The organism is Paraburkholderia xenovorans LB400, from assembly GCF_000013645.1.
GTDB classification, from domain to species: domain Bacteria; phylum Pseudomonadota; class Gammaproteobacteria; order Burkholderiales; family Burkholderiaceae; genus Paraburkholderia; species Paraburkholderia xenovorans.
The window spans coordinates 271,690-294,313 of sequence record NC_007953.1 but is presented as its reverse complement, the minus strand read 5'-3'; the positions used below and the strand labels follow the sequence as shown (position 1 = coordinate 294,313).

Below are 22,624 nucleotides of genomic sequence, written 5' to 3'. Positions count from 1 at the left end.
CAAACCGAAGCTCCCCCGGCCGGGTATCACGAAAATGGTCCCGTTGCGGATACACACCTGTCGGGTGCCACGTTCACCGCAGTGCAGATGGCACGCTCCATTCCTTGACAGATCGCACGCCCCACGCGCGATCCGCTACCTCATTTCAACGCGCACCAGCCGGGCTACGGAGACTCATCCTGGAAGCGTGCCACACCAGCAGGGAAACCGCTTCTGGCAAACCAGCCTGCTTTAATACGCCCGATGACAGACCGCGGCACGATTCACTCCCGCCTGTCGATCAGAACGAGGTCTCGTTTGCGCCCTTGGTTTTCAGCATGGCGCGCGCTTCATCCGGGGTCGCTATATCGAGGGATAACTCTTCGATGATGCGTCGGATTTTCCGCACCTGTTCGGCGTTTGATGTCGCCAGCTGTCCTTTTCCGCTGTACAGGCTGTCTTCCAGTCCAACCCGGACATTGCCTCCAAGGATCGCGCTCATCGTCACAAAGGGCATTTGATGTCGCCCGGCCGCGAGTACCGACAGGTAGTAGTCTTGCCCAAACAACCGGTCGGCGATGGTTCTCATATGCAGCAGATTTTCAGGATCAGCGCCGATGCCACCCAGGATTCCAAATACACACTGCAGGAAGAACGGCGGTTCGACCAGTTTCCTGTCAACGAAATGTGCGAGGTTGTAAAGGTGCCCGACGTCATAGCACTCGAATTCAAAACGCGTCCCCGATGCACCCAGTTCCGTCATTCCGCGCTCAATCTGGCTGAATGTGTTCGAAAGGATAAAGTCCCGGGTTCCAGCGAGATAGGGACGCTCCCAGTCAAACTTGAAGGTGTCGAACTTCGCCGCAGCCTGTGAGATATTGAAATTCAGCGAACCCATGTTCATTGAGGCAACTTCTGGTCGCGCAGCCCTGGCCGGCGCTAATCGTTCGTCAAGGCTCATCCCCAGGCCTCCACCTGTAGTGATATTCAGAATCGCATCTGTCCGCTCCTTAAGCTGCGGCAGGAACCTCATGAACAGGTCCGGATCCTGACTCGGGCGCCCGTTCAAAGGATCGCGCGCGTGAAGGTGCAGCATCGCGGCACCCGCCTCTGCGGCGGCGACGCCCTCTTTCACAATCTCTTCGGGTGTTATGGGCAGGTAAGGTGACATGGTCGGCGTGTGAATGGAACCGGTCACCGCACAGGTAATGATGATTTTTTTGGACTGTTTCATTTCTCTGCTCCTCCTGTTACTGATCTTCAATTCCGCTCATACCGAACTGCGACGAGCGACTCCCCAGCCTGCCGTCCCGAGATGACGGGAAGCGTTGATTCGCGGCTGGACCGATCTCTTCAGCGGACTGGCCGGTTAGTTCCTCAAGAGAGACGTTGTTGGTGTCGATGCCCAGCAACGCAATCACCGCAGCCTGGGCAAGCAGGATCCCCCCCAATGCGCCCACCACGCCAAACACACCGAATTTCGCGTAAAGCTGGACGACCGCGAATGGCATGGCGATCGCTGCAAGCCGTCCGGTCACGTTGCATACGGCCGAGGCACGCAGCCGGATTCTTGTAGGAAAAAGCTCCGGCAGGTATGACGCCCACGCCACGGCGACGAACGCATACAGCGCGCTCACAAGCAGAAAGCCGGTAACCAGAACGCTCAACGGGGTCTTGCAGAGCGGATAGACAAGACCAAGCAATGCAGCCACGATCGACAGAACGATGATTGCACGCTTGCGGCGGACACGATCGGCGATAGCCATGCCAACCAGCGCACCTGCAGGACCTCCGGCGGACATGACCATCGAATATCCGAGCGAGCTTCCAACCGTAAATCCCTGCCTGAAGAAGAAGGTCGGTAGCCAGACAATCAATCCGTAGAATGCCGCGTTACCCGCCACACTCATCATAATGCCGATGATAAACCGCGGAACCAGCATGCGTCGGGGCAGGTCCGGCACCACTGCATAGGCGGGAACAGCGGCTTCTCCCGGCTGTCCGACGTACGCGAGTTCCTGTTCAATGTCGTCCAGGATACGGTCTGCTTCTTCGAATCGTCCCTGGGATTCGAGCCATCTCGGGGACTCGGGAACTGCCTTGCGCATGTACCAGATGATCAGGGCGGCAACGCCGACTCCACCGAACAGCCACCGCCAGCCAAGGTCCGGTATGACGAAATAACCCACCAGCGCGGCTACGAATAGCGCCGCATTACCGCATAGCGACAGGCCGCTGGACCATCTGCCCCGGTGAGCCGGTGGTATATATTCGACCAGGGTGCCATAGCTCACGACGACTTCCGCACCCAAGCCTATCCCCATGACGAAGCGGGCGACAATCAACTGATCCATCGACGAAACGACCGCGGCTGCAAATGACGCCAGACCAAACAGCAGCAGATTGAACTGATACGTAAACCGACGGCCAAAGCGGTCGCCTAATACCCCTGCGAGCCACGTGCCGAGCGCCATCCCAGCCACACTGGCCGACACGAACATCGCCGCAGAGTGCATGTTCGCCCAGCCCGTCTTGACGAGAAATCCGACTACACCGCCGGCGACGTACACTTCGAATCCGTCGAGAAACAGGCCGCCACCGATTAATCCCAGCAACCGCCAATGGAATCGACCGATCGGTAGACGATCCAGCCGCATTGCGGCACTTCGACGAGTCTCAAGCATGATGTCTCCAATCTATTTGTTAGAGTCGTGATGTCGTGATCAACGGCCTGTCATTGCTCCAGGTCACGATTGAAGGCAGGCCGCCTCTTTTCCAGAAACGCTGAAACGCCCTCGCGGTGTTCGGCGCCTAGCAGGCACGAGGTCTGCGCCCAGGCCTCTGTGTCGAGAAAATTCTCGAGAGTTGGCAAGTACATCGACTTGAACATTTTTTTGGAAATGGCGAAGGATAGCTGGGGGCCTTCAGCAAGCGTTTCGGCAAGGCGGATCGAACGTGCGTCAAGCTCTTCGTCCGGAACCACCTCCATCACCAGGCCATGAGAGAGCGCCTCCTGGGCCGAGACCGGCCTGGCGCTGTACACAATCTCTTTGGCGCGCTGCACTCCCAGGATCTGGGTGAGGAAATAAACAGACCCGCCATCCGGCACGAGCCCGACGTTACGGAAAACCTGAATGAATTTCGCTGTTACAGATGCGACAACCAGGTCGCACGCAAGCGCCAGGCTCCAGCCAATACCAGCAACGGGTCCTCTCACGGAAGCGACCACCGGCTTGTCGATATTGGCTACCGCCAGGATCATTCGGTGCGCCTGCCTGAGCCGCTTCCGGGCGGTTTCCGGCGTGAAGTGACCCATCGACGATACGTCACCGCTGCTGCAGAATCCGCGCCCGCATCCTGTCAGAACAACAGCGCGAACCGATGCGTCACGCGCGCATTCGTCAAACCGCTCGATAAGTTGCTCGCGCATTTCCTCATCGAGTGCATTCAATTTTTCCGGACGACAGAGCCGTACGGTCGCGACGGAGCCCGCGCGTATGAGTTCTACTGGCATTGCGTCTCCTTCTTTAGCTGCAGGCGTATTTCGCGCCACGCTCCGAATCACGCGGGGCGATCGCCGCCGTTGTTCTCATGACAAGCCGTTGACCATCCCGATGACGTCACGCGCACGTTTCAGGTGAGGCATGTCAAGCATGCTGCCGTCCAGTTGTACCGTCCCCGCGCCGTCGGCCTGTTCGAAAGCCTCGATGATCCGCCTTGCCTGGACGACTTCCGCTTCACCCGGGAGAAAGAGCTCATTGATGACGGGAACCTGATCAGGATGTATCGCCATCTTTGCCTTGAATCCGGCCCGCCTCGCGTCATCACACTCGCTTCGCAGGAGGGACTCGTTACGAAAATCCGCCGTGATCGTGTCGATTGCCGGCACCGAGGCAGCGGCGCTTCCAAGCAGACAAAGTGAGCGCGCGAGCTGATAGGTAAGGTCATATGTGCCGTCGGGCTGCCGGTTTTCGCGGGCTCCCAATGCAGTCGCGAGATCTTCCGCCCCCCACGTGAGGCCGGCGATTCGTGAGCTGATCCCCGAGTACTCCCCGAGCCGGAATATGCTTGCGGCAGTCTCGGTCGCCACGGGAATGATCTGCGTCTGTCCCGGCTCCTGGCCGGAAGCGGCCTCGAACGCGGACAGGTAGTTGTCCAGCGTCACCACCTCTTTTGCCGACTTCAGCTTGGGGAGCATGATGCCATCGGGTCTGCCCGGGATTACCTGCGCGAGATCCTGCAGCGCGAGCGGGGACGACAGTGGATTAATCCGCACCCATAGCTTCTGACGACGATCCTTACGGCGCGCGGCAAGATACTCATGTACGAGCCCGCGCGCCATCTGCAGGCGCGAGGCTGAAACCGAATCCTCGAGATCGAGAATCAAGGCGTCAGCGGCAGTTGACTCTCCTTTGGCCAGCTTCTTCTCGCTGTCACCCGGTATGAACAACAGGGATCTTGATGCCATAAAATTAGTTATCCAAAATGTGTGACTCGGATCAGATACTTTCTCGGACCGCTATTTAGCGTCCCTCGAAGACGGGTGCACGTTTTTCGGCAAAAGCCTTTACGCCCTCCTTTACGTCGCTGGAGGTCTGAAGCAGTCTCAGCATGACCTGCTCCATCCGCAAGCCTGTCGCAAGATCGACGTCACGACTACGGATTGCGAGCTCCTTGGCAGCCTGCACAGCGAGCGGAGCATTGGCTGCCAGCTTTTCCGCATAGACAAGAGCGGTCTCCATCAGATCTTCCGGGGCTGTCACCTGATTGACCAACCCCCAGCGCTCAGCCATCTCCGCACTGAATGTGTCCCCGACCAGCAGGACCTCCATTGCAATGGCGTGGGGCAATTGCTGCGCGATCCGTTGAGTACCGCCGTTTCCCGGAAAGATTCCCCGTTTGACTTCACTCAGGCCGAATTTCACATGTCGCGAGGCAATACGGATATCGCTCGCCAGAAGCAGTGTCATCCCTCCGCCGAGGCAGTATCCATTCACCGCGGCAACTACCGGTTTCCAGACTTCGAGTCCCCGGTTAAGAAGCTGCGACTTTTGGGTGAGCATGATTTCTTCAAGCTCCGGAGCCGAGGAAACAAAGCTTTTCAGGTCCGCCCCGGCGCAGAACGCCTTCTCTCCGGCGCCGGTGATGACAGCCGCACGAATTCTCGTATCGTCGCGGACCTGACACCACGCGGCAGACAGATCATCGTAATGAGCAGCGTCCAGCGCGTTCATCCGCTCTGGACGGTTGATCGTGATAACGCACACGTGCCCTTCCGTGCGTAGATCGATTGACATGCACACCCTCCCTCGAAATCAGACTTTCAGATCCCCATCCGCACCCTTGATGACCGCTTGAACGATCTCCGAGTACGCCTGGATATGACGTTCCATGCGCCGCCTTGCCGCTGCGGCATCCTTCTGCCGGATAGCGTTCATGATCCGGCGGTGCGCGAGCAGTGCCAGCGAACGGGCATCGTCCGACGCAAGACTGTCGACCTTGAGCGCTTCGTGTATCAGGCTTGTTATGGAAGCCAGGAACACCCGCAGCAGTTCATTGTGACTGGCACGCGCAAGCACCGCATACCATTCAAGGTTAGCTTCGAGAAACGCAGGCACGTCTTCGTACAACGATTCCATCTTCGCCGTAACGGCCTCCAGCTCGGCCATCTCTTCATCGGTGCGGTGCAGCGCAGCCCACTGTGCCAGCGTGGGTCCCAGCGCCTCACGGGCAGCCACGATCTCGCTCAACGTTACCCCGTTTCCCTGGATATAAAGGTTCAGGCAATGTGACAACTGCTTTTCGGTCGGGCGGCGGACGACCGTTCCACCATACCGCCCCGGCCGCGTCGCAACGAAGCCCTCCAGTTCGAGAATCCTCAGTGCTTCGCGCACTGAACCACGGCTCAGCCCGGTCTGGCTGACGAGATCGCGCTCGGGCGGCAACAGGTCTCCATCGGTCAGTTCCCCCTTGACGATCCGTTGCCGGAGTTCATTGGCCAATACGTCGCTGGACTTAGGCACATGAACGGCACCGAGCAGCTTTTTTTCTCCCAGCATCCTATCCTCGCTTCAGTTGACGGTGCTAACATAGCTCCAATTATCGTCTTTGTCAAATATTGGACCATAGAGGAGGCAAATAATGGCAGAACCCAAAACCCGTCCGGCGCCGCTCGCGGGCATTACGGTCCTCGACTTTTCCAAAGTCCTGGCGGGACCAGTCTGTACGCAAATTCTTGCCGACATGGGCGCCGACGTGATCAAGGTGGAATCGATCGAAGGCGGCGATGACACACGCCGCTGGCCCCCCTTCCGCAAGGAAGGGGACAACCAGGACGGCACGGTCTTCCTGAGCGCCAATAGAGGCAAACGGAGCATCGCTGTTGACCTGAAATCAACAGGCGGGCGTGCCGTAATCAGACGACTTGCCGAAAGCGCGGATATCGTCATCGAAAGCTTCGGGCCGGGTGTCGCGCAGCGCCTCGGCGTCGATGCAGGTACGCTCCACGAAATCAATCCGCGACTCGTGCATTGCAGTATCTCCGGTTTTGGGACAGAGGGCCCCATGCGTTTCGCAAAAGGTTACGATGTCATCCTGCAGGCATTCAGCGGCATGCTGGGGATCATTGGAAACCCAGGCGATCCACCGATACGGGTTCCCTTCTCGCCGATCGATCAGGCCACGGGCTATCACGCCGTCACCGGCATACTCGCCGCCCTTTTCGAGCGGAACCGGACGGATCGCGGGACTGCCGTCGAGGCATCACTGTTTGACTCTTCCGTCAGCTTCATGGGATATCTGCTGCAGTCGTTCTGGGAAAGAGGCACCGAACCCGAGCGGCATGGGTCCGGACACGAGTCCCTTTGTCCTTACGAAGCGTTCGCGACCGCGGACAAGCCGATCATGCTGGGAATCGCCAACGACGCGTTGTGGCGCTCGTTTTGTGAACTCGCAGGGATCGCCGAACTGGGCCGGGATCCGCGCTTTGCAACGAACGCAGACCGTGTGTCAAACCGGAAAGAAACTGTCGCGCTTGTCAGGGACATTCTTTCCCGCCGTCCCCGCGATGAGTGGGTCGACAGTCTGAATAACGCTGGAATTCCCTGTTCGCCAATCCATACACTCGCAGAGCTTTCCGAACACCCGCAACTTGTCGAAAGCGGAATGCGTCTGGACTACGGTCACCCGACCTATGGGAAGCTCTCCGGCGTAGCACAGGCTGTCAAGTTCAATGGCCAGCGCGCGACGGCTGAGTTACCCCCACCGCTTTTCGGTGAGCACACGCGCGAAATACTTCGCAGGTTGAAGTTATCGGATCATGAAATCGACGCGATGCGGAATGCGGGGCACGTTTTCACACTAACATGACCGGCTGCGTGGCTGATGCCTGACGAGCAGACCTCGAGCGACCCGCTGCGAAGCCGGCGCAATCGCCGATAGTCTTCCAGACGGGCGGCTGACGCTTCTCAAAAGCGAGGTCCTCCAGCGGCGACAGCCAGATATGCGTTCGCGGAGCTTCGTCCACGGAAGCCGCGCCGGATCCGCGACTATCGGGCCCGGCGCAGCGCATACGATAATCGCCTTGCTTAACAGGTTGAAGACCGCCCGGGAAACACGCCGAACTTTTCGCGGCAATTGCCTGTTGTTCGCCGGGCACGGTTTCCTCGCGGCGCAATAGCTCACGGTCGGCCATCTGCAGCTTTGCGCTCCCGACCGCCACACTAACGCCGTCGATCCAGGCAGACGATCAATCGAGGTGAACCTCCGTGCCACGGAAGTATGGACTGGTAGCGTGAACTTTTCTGTCACTCAAATCCCCGACCACGAATTCACCGTGCAACGGCGTATCGGGGGTGATGTCCGATCATCGGCCGGGCGCGGTGCCCAAGACGGCGAAATCATTCAGTGCTGATTGGCGGCTGCGTCCAGTATTCCTGAAGCCGTCTGTGGCAGCCAGCCAAACTGGCTGTGCCGGTGTGTGAAATAAAAACAGCAGAATCGCTAGGCCCGGAAATTTTAAAACTGGTTGTCGCCTCAACGAAAACTCCATGCGGCCTTTCCATCGAAGCGGATTGCGCTGCCGGGCGCTCTCGTGGAACGCCTCGCGTCCGACCTGTGGCAACAATGGCCGTGTGCCGCACTCTGTCCGTGTAACCTTGACCACGCGCAGCCTGTCTTTTGACAGCGGCCGCAGCGCCACCTATTATGGTCCAATTCATCGAATGCTGAATAATCAATGACCCAGCCTGTGCGAATCGTAATCGTCGGCGGCGGCATCGCCGGCCTGTTGCTTGCAACCCGGCTCGGCAACCGCCTGGGGAGGCGGGGCGAGGCTCACGTCACGCTCGTGGACCGCAGCCCCACGCATATCTGGAAACCGATGCTGCATACGATTGCAGCCGGCACCACGGATGTCCACCAGCAGCAGGTCTTCTATCTGACGCACGCCAGGGCACACGGCTTCACCTACCGTCCAGGCGAGATGTGCGGGATCGACCGCGACACGCAGCAGATACAGCTGGCTGCACTCGCGATGCCCAACGGTGAAGTGGTCATGGGGCCGGGCACGCTGGGCTACGACATCCTGGTCCTCAGCACCGGCAGCCGGGCCAATGACTTCGGCACGCCGGGCGTGCCCGAACACTGCCACTTCATCGACAGCCAGCCGCAAGCCGAGGCGTTCAATGAGGCAATCCGTTCACGCATCGTACGCAGCGTGGTCGAGAACGAGCCGCTGCGAGTCGCCATCGTAGGCGCAGGCGCCACCGGCGTCGAACTGGCGGCTGAACTCAGTCACCTGCTGGACGTGGCATCGAGCTATGGGGACGCCAGCATTCGCGCACGCCTGCATCTTGGACTCTATGAAAGCGCACCCAGAGTCCTTACCGCATTCCCGCCGGACATCTCCGCGTCGAGCGAAGCCCTGCTGCGCAGGCTGGGCTTCGAGGTGCATACGCGCACGCGAGTCACGGAGGCCCGCGCACAAAGGTTACGCCTGAATGACGGTAGCGAGGTGGCAGCCGATCTGATGGTCTGGGCAGCAGGGGTGAAAGCGCCCGATTTTCTGGGCAAACTGCCAGGCATCGAAGCCAGTCATGCGAACCAGCTTTTCGTGCGGCCAACGCTGCAGACCACCCATGACGACCATATTTTCGCGCTCGGCGATTGTGCGAGCCTGACTCCACCGGGCAATGAAAGACCTCTGCCGCCCACCGCACAGGTCGCCACGCAGCAGGCAGAGCATCTGGCAAAGCATCTGCCACGCTGGCTGAATGGAGAACCGCTTCCAGAATTCACTTTTCGCGATTTCGGCGCGCTGGTGTCGCTGAGCGACTACAACGCATTCGGCACCCTGGGGAAATTCGGATTCTTCAAGGGCGGATTCATCCGGGGACGTTTTGCCCAGATCAGCCATGCGATGCTGTACCGGCGTCATCAACAGGCCCTTCACGGATTCGGCAAGGCCAGTCTTCTTTGGACGGCGGAACGCATCAACGCGCTGGTCCAGCCGAAAATCCGTCTGAAGTAAAGGTCGCCCGCGGCGTCGCATAATGGAGAACAAGGACCGGGAATAAGTGACGCATGTCCAGCGCTGCGCTTTGCATTGGGAGGAATTTAAATGAAAGTGCTCACCGTTCACCCCAGCGGCCTGATGTACACCCGCGTATTCCTTCGTCTCGAGCCGCTCGGTCTCGAGACCGTGGCGGCGGTCCTGCGGGAGGCAGGCCACGAGGTCCGCCTGATCGATCTGCAGGTCGAGACTCATCGCGACCTGCACCGGCTGATACGCAACTGGCAACCAGACGCCGTCTGTTTCTCCGGCAACTATCTCGCCAATATCCCGGAGATCGTCGACCTCGCGAAATCGGTCAAGGAAAAACAGCCGCGTTGCTTCGTGTTCGTTGGCGGTCATAGCGTATCTTTTACGGCAGCCGATATCCTGCGGCATGCCGAAGGCGCGGTGGACTGCGTACTCAAGGGAGAAGGCGAAGCGTCGGTCGTCGCATTGCTGGAGGCCGCCAGCCACGGCGCTGACCTGCTGCAAATCCCCGGTGCCGTCACGCAGCACGGCGAAGGGCCGCCGCCGCACTTTGTCGAGTCCCTCGATCCGGTCCGTCCGGCGCGCGACCTGCTGCGGCACCGACGCAAATATTTCATCGGCACATTGGACCCGTGCGCTTCCATCGAATTTGCGCGCGGCTGCCCCTGGGACTGCACCTTCTGCAGCGCCTGGACATTTTACGGACGCAGCTACCGTGCGCGCAGTCCGGAAGTGGTGGCCGGGGAACTCGCGTCGATCCGCGAACCGGGCGTGTTCATCGTCGACGACGTGGCTTTCGTGCACGCCGATCACGGTATGGAAATCGGCAAGGCCGTACAACGCCGGGGCATCCGCAAAAAATACTATCTGGAGACGCGCGGCGACGTGCTCTTGCGCAACAGGGAGGTATTCGAGTTCTGGCGCGGTCTCGGGCTGCAGTACATGTTCATCGGCATGGAAGCGATCGATGCCGAAGGTCTGAAGGCCTTCCGCAAGCGCATCAATCTGGACCGGAACTTCGAGGCGCTGGCCTTCGCACGGTCGCTTGGCATCACGGTAGCCATCAACCTGATAGCCGATCCCGACTGGGATCATGACCGCTTCGAAGCAGTACGGCAGTGGTGTCTGGAGATACCGGAAATCGTCAATATCAGCGTGAATACGCCCTACCCCGGCACCGAGATCTGGTTGCGCGAACAACGGCGGCTCACCAGTCTCGATTACCGGCTCTACGACATCCAGCATGCGGTCTTGCCGACCCGGCTGCCGCTGCCGGAATTCTATGCGGAGCTGGTGCGCACGCAGCAGGTGCTCAATCGCAAACATCTGGGCTGGACCGCGCTGCGGGGTGCGGCGGGACACGCGTGTCACCTGCTGCTGCGCGGCCAGACCAACTTCGTGCGGATGCTGTGGCGTTTCAACTCGGTCTTCAATCCGCAACTGCAACTCAACGATCATGCGCGCGAAGTGCATTACACGATGTCGCCGCCGCCCGGTATCACCGAGCAGCGAATCGATGTGAAAGCCCTCTATGTCCACGGCCCGATCGGGCGCAAGGGGCGGCGCATCGACGACGCCACGGAGAACTTTGTGGAGCAGACCCGCATGGGCGCCGGATAGGTCGACTTGCCATTTTCGCGTTACGACAGTCACCGCTTCCGCTGGATGCGCATCCTCCTGGGCGAGCTACATGCGAGACTTTTGTTGATAGCGCCTGTTGGCATTCGGGCCTGCGCCAAGCATGCCCCGTGCGATCTCCAGTACGGCGCGCTTGAAATCGCGGGGACGTCGGGGAAGAGATGAAAAAGTGGCGAGAACGTGACCATACGATACCGTCCTGCTGACCGCGTTGATCAGCATCCAGTACATCACCTCCGGATCGTTTTGCGCCAGCTCACCCGAATCCATTCCTGCCGCCAGCAACGGCGCAAAAACGTCGTGGTAAGGACGCACCAGACGTTCGATCAGGACGTCGAGGCGCTCGCCCTTCTCCGTGGCTGCCGTAGAGAAGAACAACCCGATGTCCGGTTCTTCGAAGACCCGCTCAACCAGGATCACCAGAGCGCGTTCGACGCGCCCCCGTGCCGTCACGCGAAGCATTCGCAGTTTCCGGGTCGCCTCGATCATCGGTACGGCCTGATGGGCGATCTGTTCGACTACGGCGGTCCACAGCGCTTCCTTTGAACCAAAGTGATGTGCCATCAGCGAGGGATCCACACCGGCATCCCGCGCGATCTCGCGCACACTGGTCGCTTCGAATCCCTGTCTTGCGAATACCTGTCGGGCACTTCTGAGCAGTGCATCGGGGTCGATCGTTGCGCTGCGCGTGGGCCGGCCGCGCGAGCGTTTTTCGGCGCAAGCCAGCGTCGGTCGTGCCACAGTAGTCGTCATTTTTCGGAGTCGGCCGGATAGAGTCAGACAGACGTAAAGTTTAACCCACGCTGTCGCGGTCCCAGACGGAATGCGGACCCACCTCCGGTCATCGTCGTACTCGCCTCGCGGCCGCACAGGCACGCGTGGCTGTACATCCATTCTCGCCTGCCGGCTGGTTATTCGTGGATTTGCCAGACACAGCCGGTCAGCTGCTACCGTACTCATCGGCCAACATCCCATCCAGAACCGCGGCACCCACTGATTGATCCGCGCCGCTGGCAACCGCCACCGCCGATGCGCGATCAGCGACCGGGAGCGATAATCCCGCTGAGCGCGTTCAGCCTCGAAACCGCGCCTGATCCATTCATATCCCACGGAGAATGACATGATGACCCAACCGCTTTCCATCGATCGCAAGCGCGCCGCCCTGCTTGTCATGGATTTCCAGAAGCTCATCATCGATGGCTATGCGACAGAAAGCGAGCCGCTTCTCAGCCGCACCGCAACCCTGCTCGAAGCAACGCGCGACGCCGGCATCATGGTGATCTATGTGGTGGTCGGCTTCCGGCCGGGCTATCCCGAAGTGAGCGAGCGCAACATGACCTTCAGCGCAATCCGCACGTCGGGCCGTTTCGCGACTGACGACGCGAGCATTGAAGTTCACCCCGCCGTGGCACCGCGTGCTGCCGAAACTGTCGTTACCAAGCATCGGGTCAGCGCGTTCGCGGGCACCGACCTCGACATGATCCTGCGCGCAAACAGCATCGACACCCTGTTGCTCACCGGTATCGCGACAAGCGGTGTGGTGCTCTCGACGTTGCGCCACGCGGCGGATGCGGATTACCGCGTTTTCGTCGTCGGTGACTGCTGTTCCGACAGCGATGCGGAAGTTCACCGTGTACTGCTCGACAAGATCTTTCCGCGACAGGCCGTTGTGAGCGAAGCCAGTACGATCATCGCAGGGCTTGCCTGAATGCGCCGGACAACGCACGCCGGACGACACCGGGCCATCGCCGCTGAACCCTCGTTGCCGGCGCAATCTGCGTCGCGGACGTTCCCGATATTACGCATCAGTTGATGCTGCCCTCGCGATGCGCCGATCCGCCGCGTCGCTTCCCGACGCCTTCAGGGCTCCCGATGTCCCTGATGCAGCGCCCGGATACAACTGGCTATCCAGCTGGCCAGACCATGTCTGGTCACCGGCATTTCCGCCTGCGGCTGCATCAACGCACGGCCCTCGCGCTCGCGGTCCGCCAGCCTCGCCGACAGCGCATGCGCGACCTCGGGGTGTTCCTTCAGTAACGCCGCGACCGCGTTGCCCGGCAGTTCGTAGACAATCGCGTAGGTTCGGGCGACGACCCTGACGCTGAGCGGCACGCCCGCTATCGGCCCGCTTTCTCCGAGATATTCGCGTGGACCAAAACGCAAAATGTCAGCCGAGTGATCGTCTCCGCCGGGCGAAGCCGCCAGAACCCCGTAGCCTACAATCGTGATCGCATCAGGAATCTGGCCCGCTTCCAGTACGATCTGACCAGGTGTCAATTCCCGCCTCACGAGTGCCGCGGCCAGCTTTATCCGCTCTTCCCTGGCGAGCAGTCCGAAAACCCGTATACCCGCGATGAGCTGATACTCCAGGGTGCCCGCGGAAGCGTCGTCCGCCTGCGCGGCAGGCGAAATCAACGCATGGAATGACTCCAGATGCCGATGCGCGGCATCGTAAAAACTGTTGAGCGCTTCGTCCGCCTGCCAGCGTTCCGAGGCAAAGAAGCTGACCTCATAATCCGTGGCATCGAGTCCGACCGACCTTGTCACAATCACGGGTGCGGGACGCGCGGCGATACCCACGCAGGTCTCGGCGGCAAGCTGCAACGCATGCATCACGTCGGATGGCCGGAGCCTCGACGGCGCCTGAAAGCGGGCGGTCGACGCATGGGCTCCGCGCGGCAGGCTGGCGTTCACGATTCTTGACTTCGCGATCGTGCTGTTGGGCACCACGATCAGGTCGCGATTGGCTTTCGCGAGATGCGTCGCGCGCCAGGTGATTTCGACAACCTGTCCTTCGGTGCCGCTGTCGAGCGAAATGGAATCGCCCACACGATATGGCGCAGTCGCATTGATCAGCAAGCCCGAGAACAGATCCGACAGCGTGCTCTGCAATGCCAGCCCCAGTACGATGGCAAGCGCGCCCGAGGTGGCAAGCACGCCCTTCAGGGGAATATGGAAGACGTCCGTGATGATCGCGAGTGCCGCGCTCAGATAGAGCAACGTGCCGATCACGTCCAGCATGAAACGGCGCTCGCGCAGCCGGCCACCGAGCGTGTAGTAGGTCCGCACCACAGCCGCAACCGTCGAAGCCGCCAGCAGCCACCAGGCAATCTCCAGCGCCCCCCAGACAAAGCGGACTTCGGGCAGCATCAGGTGCCAGGGCGCCTGGGTGGGCACCATGCCGTCATGCAGCATCGCCGCAGTCAGTAACGCGAACGCCGCACATCTGCCGATGGTTCGTATCACGAGCCGGTTGGGCATTCCCAGCAGCACAAGCAGCAGGTTGAGAGCAGCCGCCAGACACGACGGCGCCATGTGCAACAATAGATTGGCAGGCATACGGAACCTTCTGGAATCTTCGCTGATACGGTCACGGTAAGCGCAATCGCTGAGGGCCTGGTACGCTTCGTGGCGGGCGCGAAAGTCGCCAGCAGATCCCGCACGCTCGCCGGGAGCTTCTCCATGCCATACGACTCCGGCACCGGTGCCAATACCTTGCACGCGGGTCACTCAGCGACATATTCGAGAACCAGTGTGATCAGGTCGCGCCGCCCCCTGGGTATCCGGCATGCCGTCTTGCAGACCGCAAGCCATGCGTCCACTTCGCACCGTATTCCCAGGCAGCAACGCATTACCGATGCTCTTCCTCAAGCGATCCGAAGGAATGGGAATCGGCCCCGTGCCGGTTGCCGTAGCACTGCGAGGGCTGCGAGGGCTGCGTGACGGGACGCTCGCGCGCATACTGCCGCAACCTCGCCGCGCGCCAGCAACGGCTTCGCCCTCTACGCACCGGGACGACACGTCGATGCGATGATCAGGGTGTTCGTGGCATTTCTTCGCGAAGCGGTGCCGCCAGCGATCGCAGAACCGGAGCGCGAGCTTGCCCGGCAGGAAAGGGCACTGCGTTCAACGCCGCGATCGCTGCGTTGAACGCGGCAGCCGGGAATGAGCGGGGGAAACGCGTTGTCATCGGACGCCCCGGTTGCCGGTGCGGGACCTGCCACTCGATCGCAGCGGGTCCCGCGCAGGATTCAGGCGGGACGCGCATGCTGCGGCTCAGTCAGAGGCCGGCACCGGGGCAGAAGCCGCCCCGCCTGCAGCGGGCTTGTGCTGGCGCTGCGGCCCGTGACGCTTCCCGTGTTTATGCTCATTGCGAAACAGTACGTCCGCCGTCTTTTTCTGGTCGTCCGACAAGGTCGCATACAGTGCGCTGAACGCGGTGGCCAGCTTCTGCATGTTTTGCGCATGTAGCTGGGTAATGGAAGCATAGGACTTCATCGCCTCGTCGGCGGTCATCGAACCGAGCTTGCTTGCGCGTTCACGAAACGCCTGATCTGCGTCCTTTGCGTTATCACGCATGGTTTGCGCAAAGGCGTCCCACTGCTGCGACTGCTGGTCAGTGATCTTCAGCGCTGCATGCAGCTCGTCGATCCTCTGCTCGACAAAATCCTGATGCTTTTTGGCATGGCCGCCTGTTTGCGCGGTCGAAGCGGGTGCAGCAGCGCCGCTTGCCGGCGTCTGCGCCCACGCAGAACCGGTTGTAAAAGCAAGCACCAGCAACGCTGGCGCTGCGGTACTACGAAGGATGTTGTTCATATTTGAAGTTCGGAAAAGTAATCGGATGACAACGGATATACGCAGGCGACGCTACCTTATGCCGCTGCGCATTGATTGCGGGGCTGCCCAGCCTAATAGCCCGGTGGGTAATAGGCGACCCCGGGCGGAGGCGGAGGAGGCGGTTCGGCGTAGGTGACGGCCGGTGGCGCCTGTACGGCACTCGTCACCGCAGCGGCGGCTACCGCGCCCAGCAGCGCTCCCACTATCAGGCCCCCACCGCCGCCGTGGCCGCCTCGGTCATATCCCCCACCGTGATAACCCCCGCGATAGCCACCGCCGTGATAACCCCCGCCATGCCCTCCGCCTCCGTGCCGGTCGTGTTGCGCCATCGCGGGTATGGCGGACATGGCCGTCGTGGCGGCCATGAGTGCTATCGCCACCCTCTTGCGCAAGATTGCCCGAGGACTATTAATCATGAATGCTGCCTCCTGTCGTTCAGGTTTGCCAGATGTTCCGGCGTCGAGCATACCAGCGATCGAACGATCGTGACCGTATCCTCACATCTGCCCACTGCCGGCCAGGCAACCCGGCACCTGCTGTACTACCGCCAGCTTGCCTGTCGTCTTCATCGGCAACAGCGTCTGGCCTTCACCCGCCGCGCTTGCCCCGGTTTTTTCTCAGTTGACAACTGTATCCGCCTTCCCTAACATAATTCAACAGTTGCTTAATATTTTCTGTGTGGAACGGTCCGCCCAAAAGGAAAATGACGTACAGATGACGGCCTGAGGGCAACAAGTGCCACCGTTACCCGTCGGGCAAGCGACTGTCCGGCCTGGTTTGTCCGCCCTGATTCGCGCAGGTCCGTGATTGGCTCTCCTTTTCGCCTCTCTTGCGCAGTTGACGGGGCTGCGCCGGAATGGCGTACCGGCAACGTCATCGGATATCCGCTCGAAGGAACAGCGAAATGCATGGAGAACACACGGATACGTGGTCGCAGACAGTCGCCCTGCTCGATCATGGGCTTGCCCATCAGATGATGGACACGCTCGCACGGATCGCAGCTGCCCATCCGCAGAAAACCGCCTGGAGCCACCACCCAGCCCTCACCGTGCGTGTAATCGAGCGGACCAGCGCCCGGACGGTCTCGGTGTCGTGGTGCGATCCGCTCTCTGGCTATTATGGATACCAGTCCTGGCATGCATCACTGGCAAGGCGCCGCGCCAGTTGTGTACTCAGTGGCGAGCCCATCAGCCGGGGAGATCCCGTCTACCAGCCGTCCTCGCGGCCATCGCGCCCTGGCAATGCCGGGGCCATGATCCTCGCATCCCGCGTGGATGCCGCACTGCGGGTGGATCATCAGCCGGCGGGTCACGAGGTCGCCGCCGGGGCCACAGGCCGGACAGATGGCGCTGGATGTTGTGGCCTTCAGGAAGGAGCCCTATGAATATCGGATCCGTACGGTGGAAGGCGTTTGCGATGCCCTGACGAGTCCAGCGTTCCCGGCGGGAACGCCAGAAACGACCATGGCAGAGGATTCGGCCCTGCGCCCCATACCGTCTACCAGACCAATGTCTTGGCACAGTACGGCCGGCAAGCCGACGCGGAAATTGCCCGCATATAAATACCGACGCAATGGATGAAGCTTCCGTGGCGCTTCTCTACCTGACGCTGCATGACCGATACCGTGCATGGAAGGGCTGCGACTGACCAGCACTGTGTCGTTCAGGAAAGAACAGGGAATTGATTCAACGAAGTTCTAATTCACGACACCAGTAGCGGCCACCCGGACGTCAACTGCCACTCGCTTCACTTCCTGGCTCGCAAAGGCTATACCAGCGCACCCCATCGGCATCAACGTCCACCGAGATTTCTCCCCGATACAGCAGGTAATTCAGGCAGGCCTGGCTCTCGCCAGTCGCGAGCCCCAACAACTGTGCATCACTTCCAGTAATGGGTCGTCGAAACAACGCCGGAAATACGTCCACCACACGGCCAGGCCCCTTCGCCAGCGCCGCTCTCAGACGCTCGAAAGCCGCGTCCTGTCCCGCTGCGAGGCCTGCAAGGCGCGCATGCAAACCGTGGAAGCATTCGTTATGACCTGGCAATACGAGCACATCGTCCGGTACGTTACCCGCAATCTTTTTCAGCGACATCAGCCAGTCGCTCATTGGATCAGCATCCGGCTCGATCGGATGAACAGAGACATTCGACGAAATGCGCGGCAACACCTGGTCACCCGAAATGAGCAGCTTCAGTTCTGGCGACCACAAACATGCGTGTTCGGGCGAGTGGCCATTACCCACCACCACGGCCCAATCGTGTTGCCCAATGCGTATCACCTCCTTGTCGCGCAACCGGCGATAGCTGTCTGGCAACGCATAGGTGCCCTTCCCGAAATTGCCGAAGCGTGCGCGATAACCCTCGATTGCCGAGTCGTCCCATCCCGCACCGCGCAGGAACCTGATCGCATCAGGTGGAGCTTCCCGGCCGTTGTCTGCGACCAGCACCCTGCAGTGCAGGTATTCGAGACGCGTCATCCATAGCCGGCAGTTAAACCTGCGCGTAAGCCATCCTGCCATGCCAATGTGATCCGGATGCATGTGCGTCACGATGACCCGAGTGACCGGACGGCCTCCTAAAGCCTCTTCGAACAAACGCTCCCACACTTCTGCCGTACCCGCATTGCGCAAGCCGGTATCGACGACGGTCCAGCCCGCGCCATCCGCAATCGCCCACAAATTGATGTGATCAAGCGCCAAAGGCATCGGCATCCGGATCCATAGCACGCCCGGCGCTACTTCCCGCGTCTGGCCAGGTGCTGGCGGCCCCGCGAACGGATAAGTCAGCTCAGCGACGGTGCCGGACGCGGTGTGTTGTGGTTCTGCCATGATTAGACTCCTTTTCAGCTTTCCAAGGATAGCGCGACCTGTCCGTTTCCGGAGCGATTTCCATCCGCTATCGCCGGACACGCATTTCCGATGGGGCCGTTAATACTCTTTTTCGGGGTCCTGTTGCAGGAAGGCGATGAGCTATGACGTGCGGCACCGCATGAACGACTGAAAGCCTGAAGAAGACGCGCAATGCGGCAGTGGCTCGAGTACGCAAAATGATTTACCCGCTCGATGTGGGCCTCACGCGCCCGCGCGGGCATGCGGCCCTGACAGGCCCCAACGCGCCGATCGAGGCCTCCGGCGGTTCTTCATTCAAGAATTGGCTCACCGTGTGGCATGGCGATGCCTGATGCGCGGCTTCGGCAACGGGAACATCGCCAGCATCTGATTGAAAGCGCCCCAGGCGAGCGAGCGCTGCTTCAACCACGCGTGCCACCGGCGCTGGACCCACAACACCGGACAGCCCGGACGACCTTTATTACCGGCAGTACCAGTACGAGGAATGTCCCCTGCGCATCCATCGTAACCGTTGGTGCTGGTCCGCACCAGCCGGTCCCGCGGGGGGCAACACTGCTGGTCGATCGCCTGGAGCGCCCGTGCGAAGCGGTTTTCGTCTTCGGCTACGGCGCTTTTTCAGAAACCGAGTGAGCAGGTGACGTACCGCCTCACGCGCAGCAACATCACATCAAGCGGATAATGGAGGCGCTTCAGCGCTCAGGCGATATCCGCGGCAAGCGTCATTCGCGGTGTTTGGGTCTTCTTCATCGGGCAACTCAAGCATCATGACCGGCCTCGACTGCTACCTCTGCCGCCTTAACACGACAGAACCGCAACACGTCCGTCGCGGGCGCACGTTCAATCCAGCTGGGCTAGTTGACTAGCAAATTCCGGCACGACAGTGAACAGGTCCCCGACGACGCCGTAATCGGCGACGCTGAAGATCGGCGCTTCTTCGTCTTTATTGATCGCGACGATCACCTTCGAGTCCTTCATCCCCGCCAGATGCTGGATCGCGCCCGAGATGCCGACCGCTATATACAACTGCGGCGCGACGATCTTGCCGGTCTGGCCGACCTGATAGTCGTTCGGCACGAAGCCCGCATCGACCGCCGCGCGCGATGCGCCCAGCGCCGCGTTCAGCCTGTCGGCCAGCGGTTCCAGCACCTTCGTGTAGTTCTCGCCATTGCCCAGACCCCGGCCGCCCGACACGATGATCTTCGCCGAGGTCAGCTCCGGACGGTCCAGCTTCGTCACTTCACGGCTCACGAACTGTGAAACGCCTGCGTCCGCAGCCGCTTCGATCTTCCCGACCGTTGCGCTGCCGCCTTCGGCTGCCACGGCGTCGAAACCGGTCGTGCGCACCGTGATGACCTTGATCGGGTCTTGAGACTGAACCGTTGCGATCGCGTTGCCCGCGTAGATCGGGCGTTCGAACGTGTCCGCGCTGTCCACTGCCGTGATGTCGCTGATCTGTGCGACGTCGAGTTTCGCGGCGATACGCGGCGCGATGTTCTTGCCATAGGCGGTTGCGGGAGCGAGGATATGCGAATAGTCCTTCGCAATGTTCAGCACCGTCGCCGCGACGTTTTCCGCGAGGCCCGCTTCGAGTTGTGGCGCGTCGGCCAGCAGCACTTTGGTCACGCCCGCGATCTTTGCAGCCTCCTCCGCCGCGCCCTGCGCGTTGTGGCCGGCCACCAGCACATGAATGTCGTGAGCAGCGAGTGTCGCGATCACTGCTGCCGCTGCGACCGTATTGAGGGTCGCCGCCTTCAGCGACGCGTTGCCCCCCAAGGGGGCTTCCTTCGGGGCGTCGTGTTCTGCAATTACCAGAATCGTCATTTCGTCCATCTCCTGTCGACTGGAGTTAGCGCTTTAGCGCTTATTCCAGTCCCATGCAAAGCTGTCGACTGGAGTTAGCGCTTATTCCAGTCCCATGCAACACAGTTACCGTTTTATCTAAAGCACCCTGGCTTCGGTCTTCAGCTTCCCGACCAGCGTCTGCACATCCGGCACCTTCACGCCGGCCGGGCGCTTCGGCGGCTCGACTACTTTCAGCGTCTTCAGGCGCGGCGTGACGTCAACACCGAGGTCTTCAGGCTTGACCACTTCCAGCGGCTTCTTCTTTGCCTTCATGATGTTCGGCAGCGTCACATAACGCGGCTCGTTCAGGCGCAGGTCGGTGGTGACGACCGCAGGCAGCGTCAGCGACAGCGTCTCCGCACCGCCGTCCACTTCGCGCGACACCGTCGCCTTGCCGTCAGCAACGACTACCTTCGACGCAAACGTCGCCTGCGGCAGATTCGCCAGCGCGGCCAGCATCTGCCCGGTCTGGTTCGAATCGTCGTCGATCGCCTGCTTGCCGAGAATGACGAGCGAAGGCTGTTCCCTGTCGACCAGCGCCTTCAGCAGCTTGGCCACGGCCAGCGGCTGCAACTCTTCATTGGACTCGATCAGGATCGCGCGGTCCGCGCCGATCGCCAGCGCTGTGCGCAGCGTCTCCTGCGCCTGCGTCACACCCGCCGACACCGCGATCACTTCGGTCGCCACGCCCGCTTCCTTCAGACGCACCGCTTCTTCAACCGCGATTTCATCGAACGGGTTCATCGACATCTTCACGTTCGCGATATCGACGCCCGTGCCGTCCGCTTTCACCCGGACTTTCACGTTGTAATCGACCACTCTCTTGACTGCCACCACAACCTTCATTGGAAAGTCTCTCCTGAATCTCTAACGAAATCGTCTGCCCAGGTTATCGGACCGGCGAATTCCGGCCGTACGCCGGTCCCCGACGCATCAGTAACGATGATCCCGCTTCTTCAGCGCTTTGGGTCGAAGCGCTACACAGAGCTGAAACCACCGCGGTAGGTACGCACCCGAATCGCTTATTCTGCAGGTCTAGGCGAGATCCCGTAGTGGATGCCCGTCGCGACTCCACGGGGAATCAAAAAATCTGCTGACCATTGGCTGCGTGACTTCATCGACAGTTGCAGCACGCCATCGCGGTGCCTTGTCCTTGTCGATGAGTAGCGCCCGTATTCCCTCGATGACATCTCCGTCATCGAACGCCCGATAGACCATCCCCAGCTCCATGCGAAAGCAATCGGCAAGTTCTGCATGCCGGCCCCGCAACAGCTGCTCCCTGGTTACACACATCATCAGCGGTGAGCGCTGGCGCAACGTCTCTGCGGTAGTGCTCGCCCATTCACCGTAACGCGGATCACGTTCCGCATCCAGAGAGTCGATAACCTGGCCGATGCTTCGCGCCGGATCGAAATGATGCTGGATGGCCGGCATCAGCGCCTCCAGTGAAGGCCGGCCGGAATCGGCGCGGTGCCCTGTCCGGATCGCATTGCGCAGATCGGCCAACGGCTCACGAGTCCATGTGATAGCAGATAGCAGCCCGTCAAGATCATTCAGGTGGTTGCTCTCCGCGAACGTATCGGCCAGACCCGCAAACAATGCATCCGCGGCATTCAACGTCACACCGGTTATCCCCAGATACAGGCCCAGTTCGACCGGCATTTTCGCCAGAAAATAACTCGCGCCGACATCAGGAAAAAGCCCGATCGCTGTCTCGGGCATCGCAATCTGGCTGCGCGAAGTCACGACTCGCAGCGCCGCCCCTTGGGCGATGCCCATTCCACCGCCCATCACCAGGCCATCCATCACGGCCACACAGGGTTTGGGATACTGATGAAGCATGTGGTCCAGGCGGTACTCGTCGACGAAAAAATCCCGATATAACGGGCTGCCATCGCGATAGCTCTGATACAGCGCCCGGATGTCCCCACCCGCACAAAAAGCCCTGTCACCAGCACCGCGAATCACCACTCCGTAGATCGCGGGATCATCCTTCCATTGTGAAAGACGCTCCGTCAACGCGAGTACCATCGCGTGCGTAAGGGCGTTGTGAGCCTTGGGGCGGTTTAGCGTGACAACGCCCACGTGATTGATTTCCTGAATTACCAGTTCTTGCGCTGCTGTTTCCGCCTGCTGGTTCACGTTCATGTTGCTCCTC

The 22,624-nt window shown here is 60.6% G+C and carries 20 protein-coding genes and 1 pseudogene; 6 read left to right on the top strand and 15 right to left on the bottom strand.

All coding sequences use genetic code 11. The features are described 5' to 3' along the window. Positions 1–280: 280 nt before the first annotated feature. The 6 genes from BXE_RS38035 to BXE_RS38010 all read right to left on the bottom strand — a co-directional run bounded on the left by BXE_RS38035 (position 281) and on the right by BXE_RS38010 (position 6,038). Positions 281–1,213 carry a 3-keto-5-aminohexanoate cleavage protein gene (locus BXE_RS38035; protein WP_011493454.1) on the bottom strand — a complete coding sequence of 311 codons (933 nt, stop codon included), beginning with the start codon at positions 1,211–1,213 and terminating at the stop codon, positions 281–283. 16 nt (positions 1,214–1,229) lie between these two features. After that, positions 1,230–2,663, bottom strand: a complete 1,434-nt coding sequence (locus BXE_RS38030) for an MFS transporter (RefSeq protein WP_011493453.1) — start codon at positions 2,661–2,663, stop codon at positions 1,230–1,232. Positions 2,664–2,713: 50 nt separating this feature from the next. Continuing rightward, a complete protein-coding gene (locus BXE_RS38025) occupies positions 2,714–3,493 on the bottom strand; it encodes an enoyl-CoA hydratase/isomerase family protein (RefSeq protein ID WP_011493452.1) in 780 nt (259 codons plus the stop codon). Positions 3,494–3,568: 75 nt separating this feature from the next. Continuing rightward, complete coding sequence (locus BXE_RS38020; protein WP_011493451.1) at positions 3,569–4,447, bottom strand: HpcH/HpaI aldolase/citrate lyase family protein; 879 nt, start codon at positions 4,445–4,447, stop codon at positions 3,569–3,571. Between the two features lie 55 nt (positions 4,448–4,502). After that, complete coding sequence (locus BXE_RS38015) at positions 4,503–5,276, bottom strand: enoyl-CoA hydratase/isomerase family protein (RefSeq protein ID WP_011493450.1); 774 nt, start codon at positions 5,274–5,276, stop codon at positions 4,503–4,505. 18 nt (positions 5,277–5,294) lie between these two features. Further along, positions 5,295–6,038, bottom strand: a complete 744-nt coding sequence (locus BXE_RS38010) for a FadR/GntR family transcriptional regulator (RefSeq protein ID WP_011493449.1) — start codon at positions 6,036–6,038, stop codon at positions 5,295–5,297. Positions 6,039–6,120: 82 nt separating this feature from the next. On the opposite strand from BXE_RS38010, the gene BXE_RS38005 reads away from it, so the two are divergent. Beyond that, the gene (locus BXE_RS38005) at positions 6,121–7,347 is read left to right on the top strand and encodes a CaiB/BaiF CoA transferase family protein (RefSeq protein WP_011493448.1); all 1,227 of its coding nucleotides are present in this window, start codon (positions 6,121–6,123) and stop codon (positions 7,345–7,347) included. On the opposite strand, the gene BXE_RS46775 is transcribed toward BXE_RS38005, so the two are convergent. Continuing rightward, positions 7,334–7,672, bottom strand: a complete 339-nt coding sequence (locus BXE_RS46775; RefSeq protein WP_148311803.1) for a hypothetical protein — start codon at positions 7,670–7,672, stop codon at positions 7,334–7,336. The two genes, BXE_RS38005 and BXE_RS46775, sit on opposite strands and share 14 nt — an antisense overlap. A 543-nt stretch (positions 7,673–8,215) precedes the next feature. Here BXE_RS46775 and BXE_RS38000 point away from each other — a divergent pair. Together BXE_RS38000 and hpnR are read left to right on the top strand one after the other, a co-directional pair. Next, positions 8,216–9,508, top strand: coding sequence for an NAD(P)/FAD-dependent oxidoreductase (locus BXE_RS38000; RefSeq protein WP_011493446.1), 1,293 nt, complete (start codon positions 8,216–8,218; stop codon positions 9,506–9,508). 90 nt (positions 9,509–9,598) lie between these two features. Beyond that, the gene (gene hpnR / locus BXE_RS37995) at positions 9,599–11,140 is read left to right on the top strand and encodes a hopanoid C-3 methylase HpnR (RefSeq protein WP_011493445.1); all 1,542 of its coding nucleotides are present in this window, start codon (positions 9,599–9,601) and stop codon (positions 11,138–11,140) included. A gap of 66 nt (positions 11,141–11,206) precedes the next feature. Here hpnR and BXE_RS37990 read toward each other — a convergent pair whose 3' ends face one another. Further along, positions 11,207–11,911, bottom strand: a complete 705-nt coding sequence (locus BXE_RS37990; RefSeq protein WP_011493444.1) for a TetR/AcrR family transcriptional regulator — start codon at positions 11,909–11,911, stop codon at positions 11,207–11,209. A 367-nt stretch (positions 11,912–12,278) separates the two neighbouring features. Here BXE_RS37990 and BXE_RS37985 point away from each other — a divergent pair, with 367 nt between their 5' ends. Then, a complete protein-coding gene (locus BXE_RS37985) occupies positions 12,279–12,866 on the top strand; it encodes an isochorismatase family cysteine hydrolase (protein ID WP_011493443.1) in 588 nt (195 codons plus the stop codon). A 152-nt stretch (positions 12,867–13,018) separates the two neighbouring features. On the opposite strand, the gene BXE_RS37980 is transcribed toward BXE_RS37985, so the two are convergent. Together BXE_RS37980 and BXE_RS37975 are read right to left on the bottom strand one after the other, a co-directional pair. Next, positions 13,019–14,497, bottom strand: a complete 1,479-nt coding sequence (locus tag BXE_RS37980) for a mechanosensitive ion channel family protein (protein ID WP_011493442.1) — start codon at positions 14,495–14,497, stop codon at positions 13,019–13,021. A 717-nt stretch (positions 14,498–15,214) separates the two neighbouring features. Next, complete coding sequence (locus tag BXE_RS37975) at positions 15,215–15,754, bottom strand: Spy/CpxP family protein refolding chaperone (RefSeq protein WP_011493441.1); 540 nt, start codon at positions 15,752–15,754, stop codon at positions 15,215–15,217. Between the two features lie 877 nt (positions 15,755–16,631). Between BXE_RS37975 and BXE_RS48350 the strand changes: the two genes are divergently transcribed. Then, positions 16,632–17,159, top strand: a complete 528-nt coding sequence (locus BXE_RS48350; protein ID WP_011493439.1) for a DUF3331 domain-containing protein — start codon at positions 16,632–16,634, stop codon at positions 17,157–17,159. Between the two features lie 346 nt (positions 17,160–17,505). On the opposite strand, the gene BXE_RS37970 is transcribed toward BXE_RS48350, so the two are convergent. Continuing rightward, positions 17,506–18,603 carry an MBL fold metallo-hydrolase gene (locus BXE_RS37970; protein ID WP_011493437.1) on the bottom strand — a complete coding sequence of 366 codons (1,098 nt, stop codon included), beginning with the start codon at positions 18,601–18,603 and terminating at the stop codon, positions 17,506–17,508. Positions 18,604–18,821: 218 nt separating this feature from the next. Here BXE_RS37970 and BXE_RS47975 point away from each other — a divergent pair, with 218 nt between their 5' ends. Further along, complete coding sequence (locus BXE_RS47975; protein ID WP_267886378.1) at positions 18,822–18,956, top strand: hypothetical protein; 135 nt, start codon at positions 18,822–18,824, stop codon at positions 18,954–18,956. A gap of 292 nt (positions 18,957–19,248) precedes the next feature. Here BXE_RS47975 and BXE_RS47525 read toward each other — a convergent pair. The 4 genes and pseudogenes from BXE_RS47525 to BXE_RS37955 form a co-directional block, all read right to left on the bottom strand. Then, a pseudogene (locus BXE_RS47525) lies at positions 19,249–19,371 on the bottom strand (IS6 family transposase); the annotation flags it as partial. Between the two features lie 90 nt (positions 19,372–19,461). After that, entirely contained in the window at positions 19,462–20,445 is a 984-nt protein-coding gene (locus BXE_RS37965) for an electron transfer flavoprotein subunit alpha/FixB family protein (protein ID WP_011493435.1), read from the bottom strand. 117 nt (positions 20,446–20,562) lie between these two features. Further along, the gene (locus tag BXE_RS37960) at positions 20,563–21,312 is read right to left on the bottom strand and encodes an electron transfer flavoprotein subunit beta/FixA family protein (protein ID WP_011493434.1); all 750 of its coding nucleotides are present in this window, start codon (positions 21,310–21,312) and stop codon (positions 20,563–20,565) included. Positions 21,313–21,501: 189 nt separating this feature from the next. Beyond that, complete coding sequence (locus tag BXE_RS37955) at positions 21,502–22,614, bottom strand: enoyl-CoA hydratase/isomerase family protein (RefSeq protein ID WP_011493433.1); 1,113 nt, start codon at positions 22,612–22,614, stop codon at positions 21,502–21,504. Between the last annotated feature and the right edge of the window lie 10 nt (positions 22,615–22,624).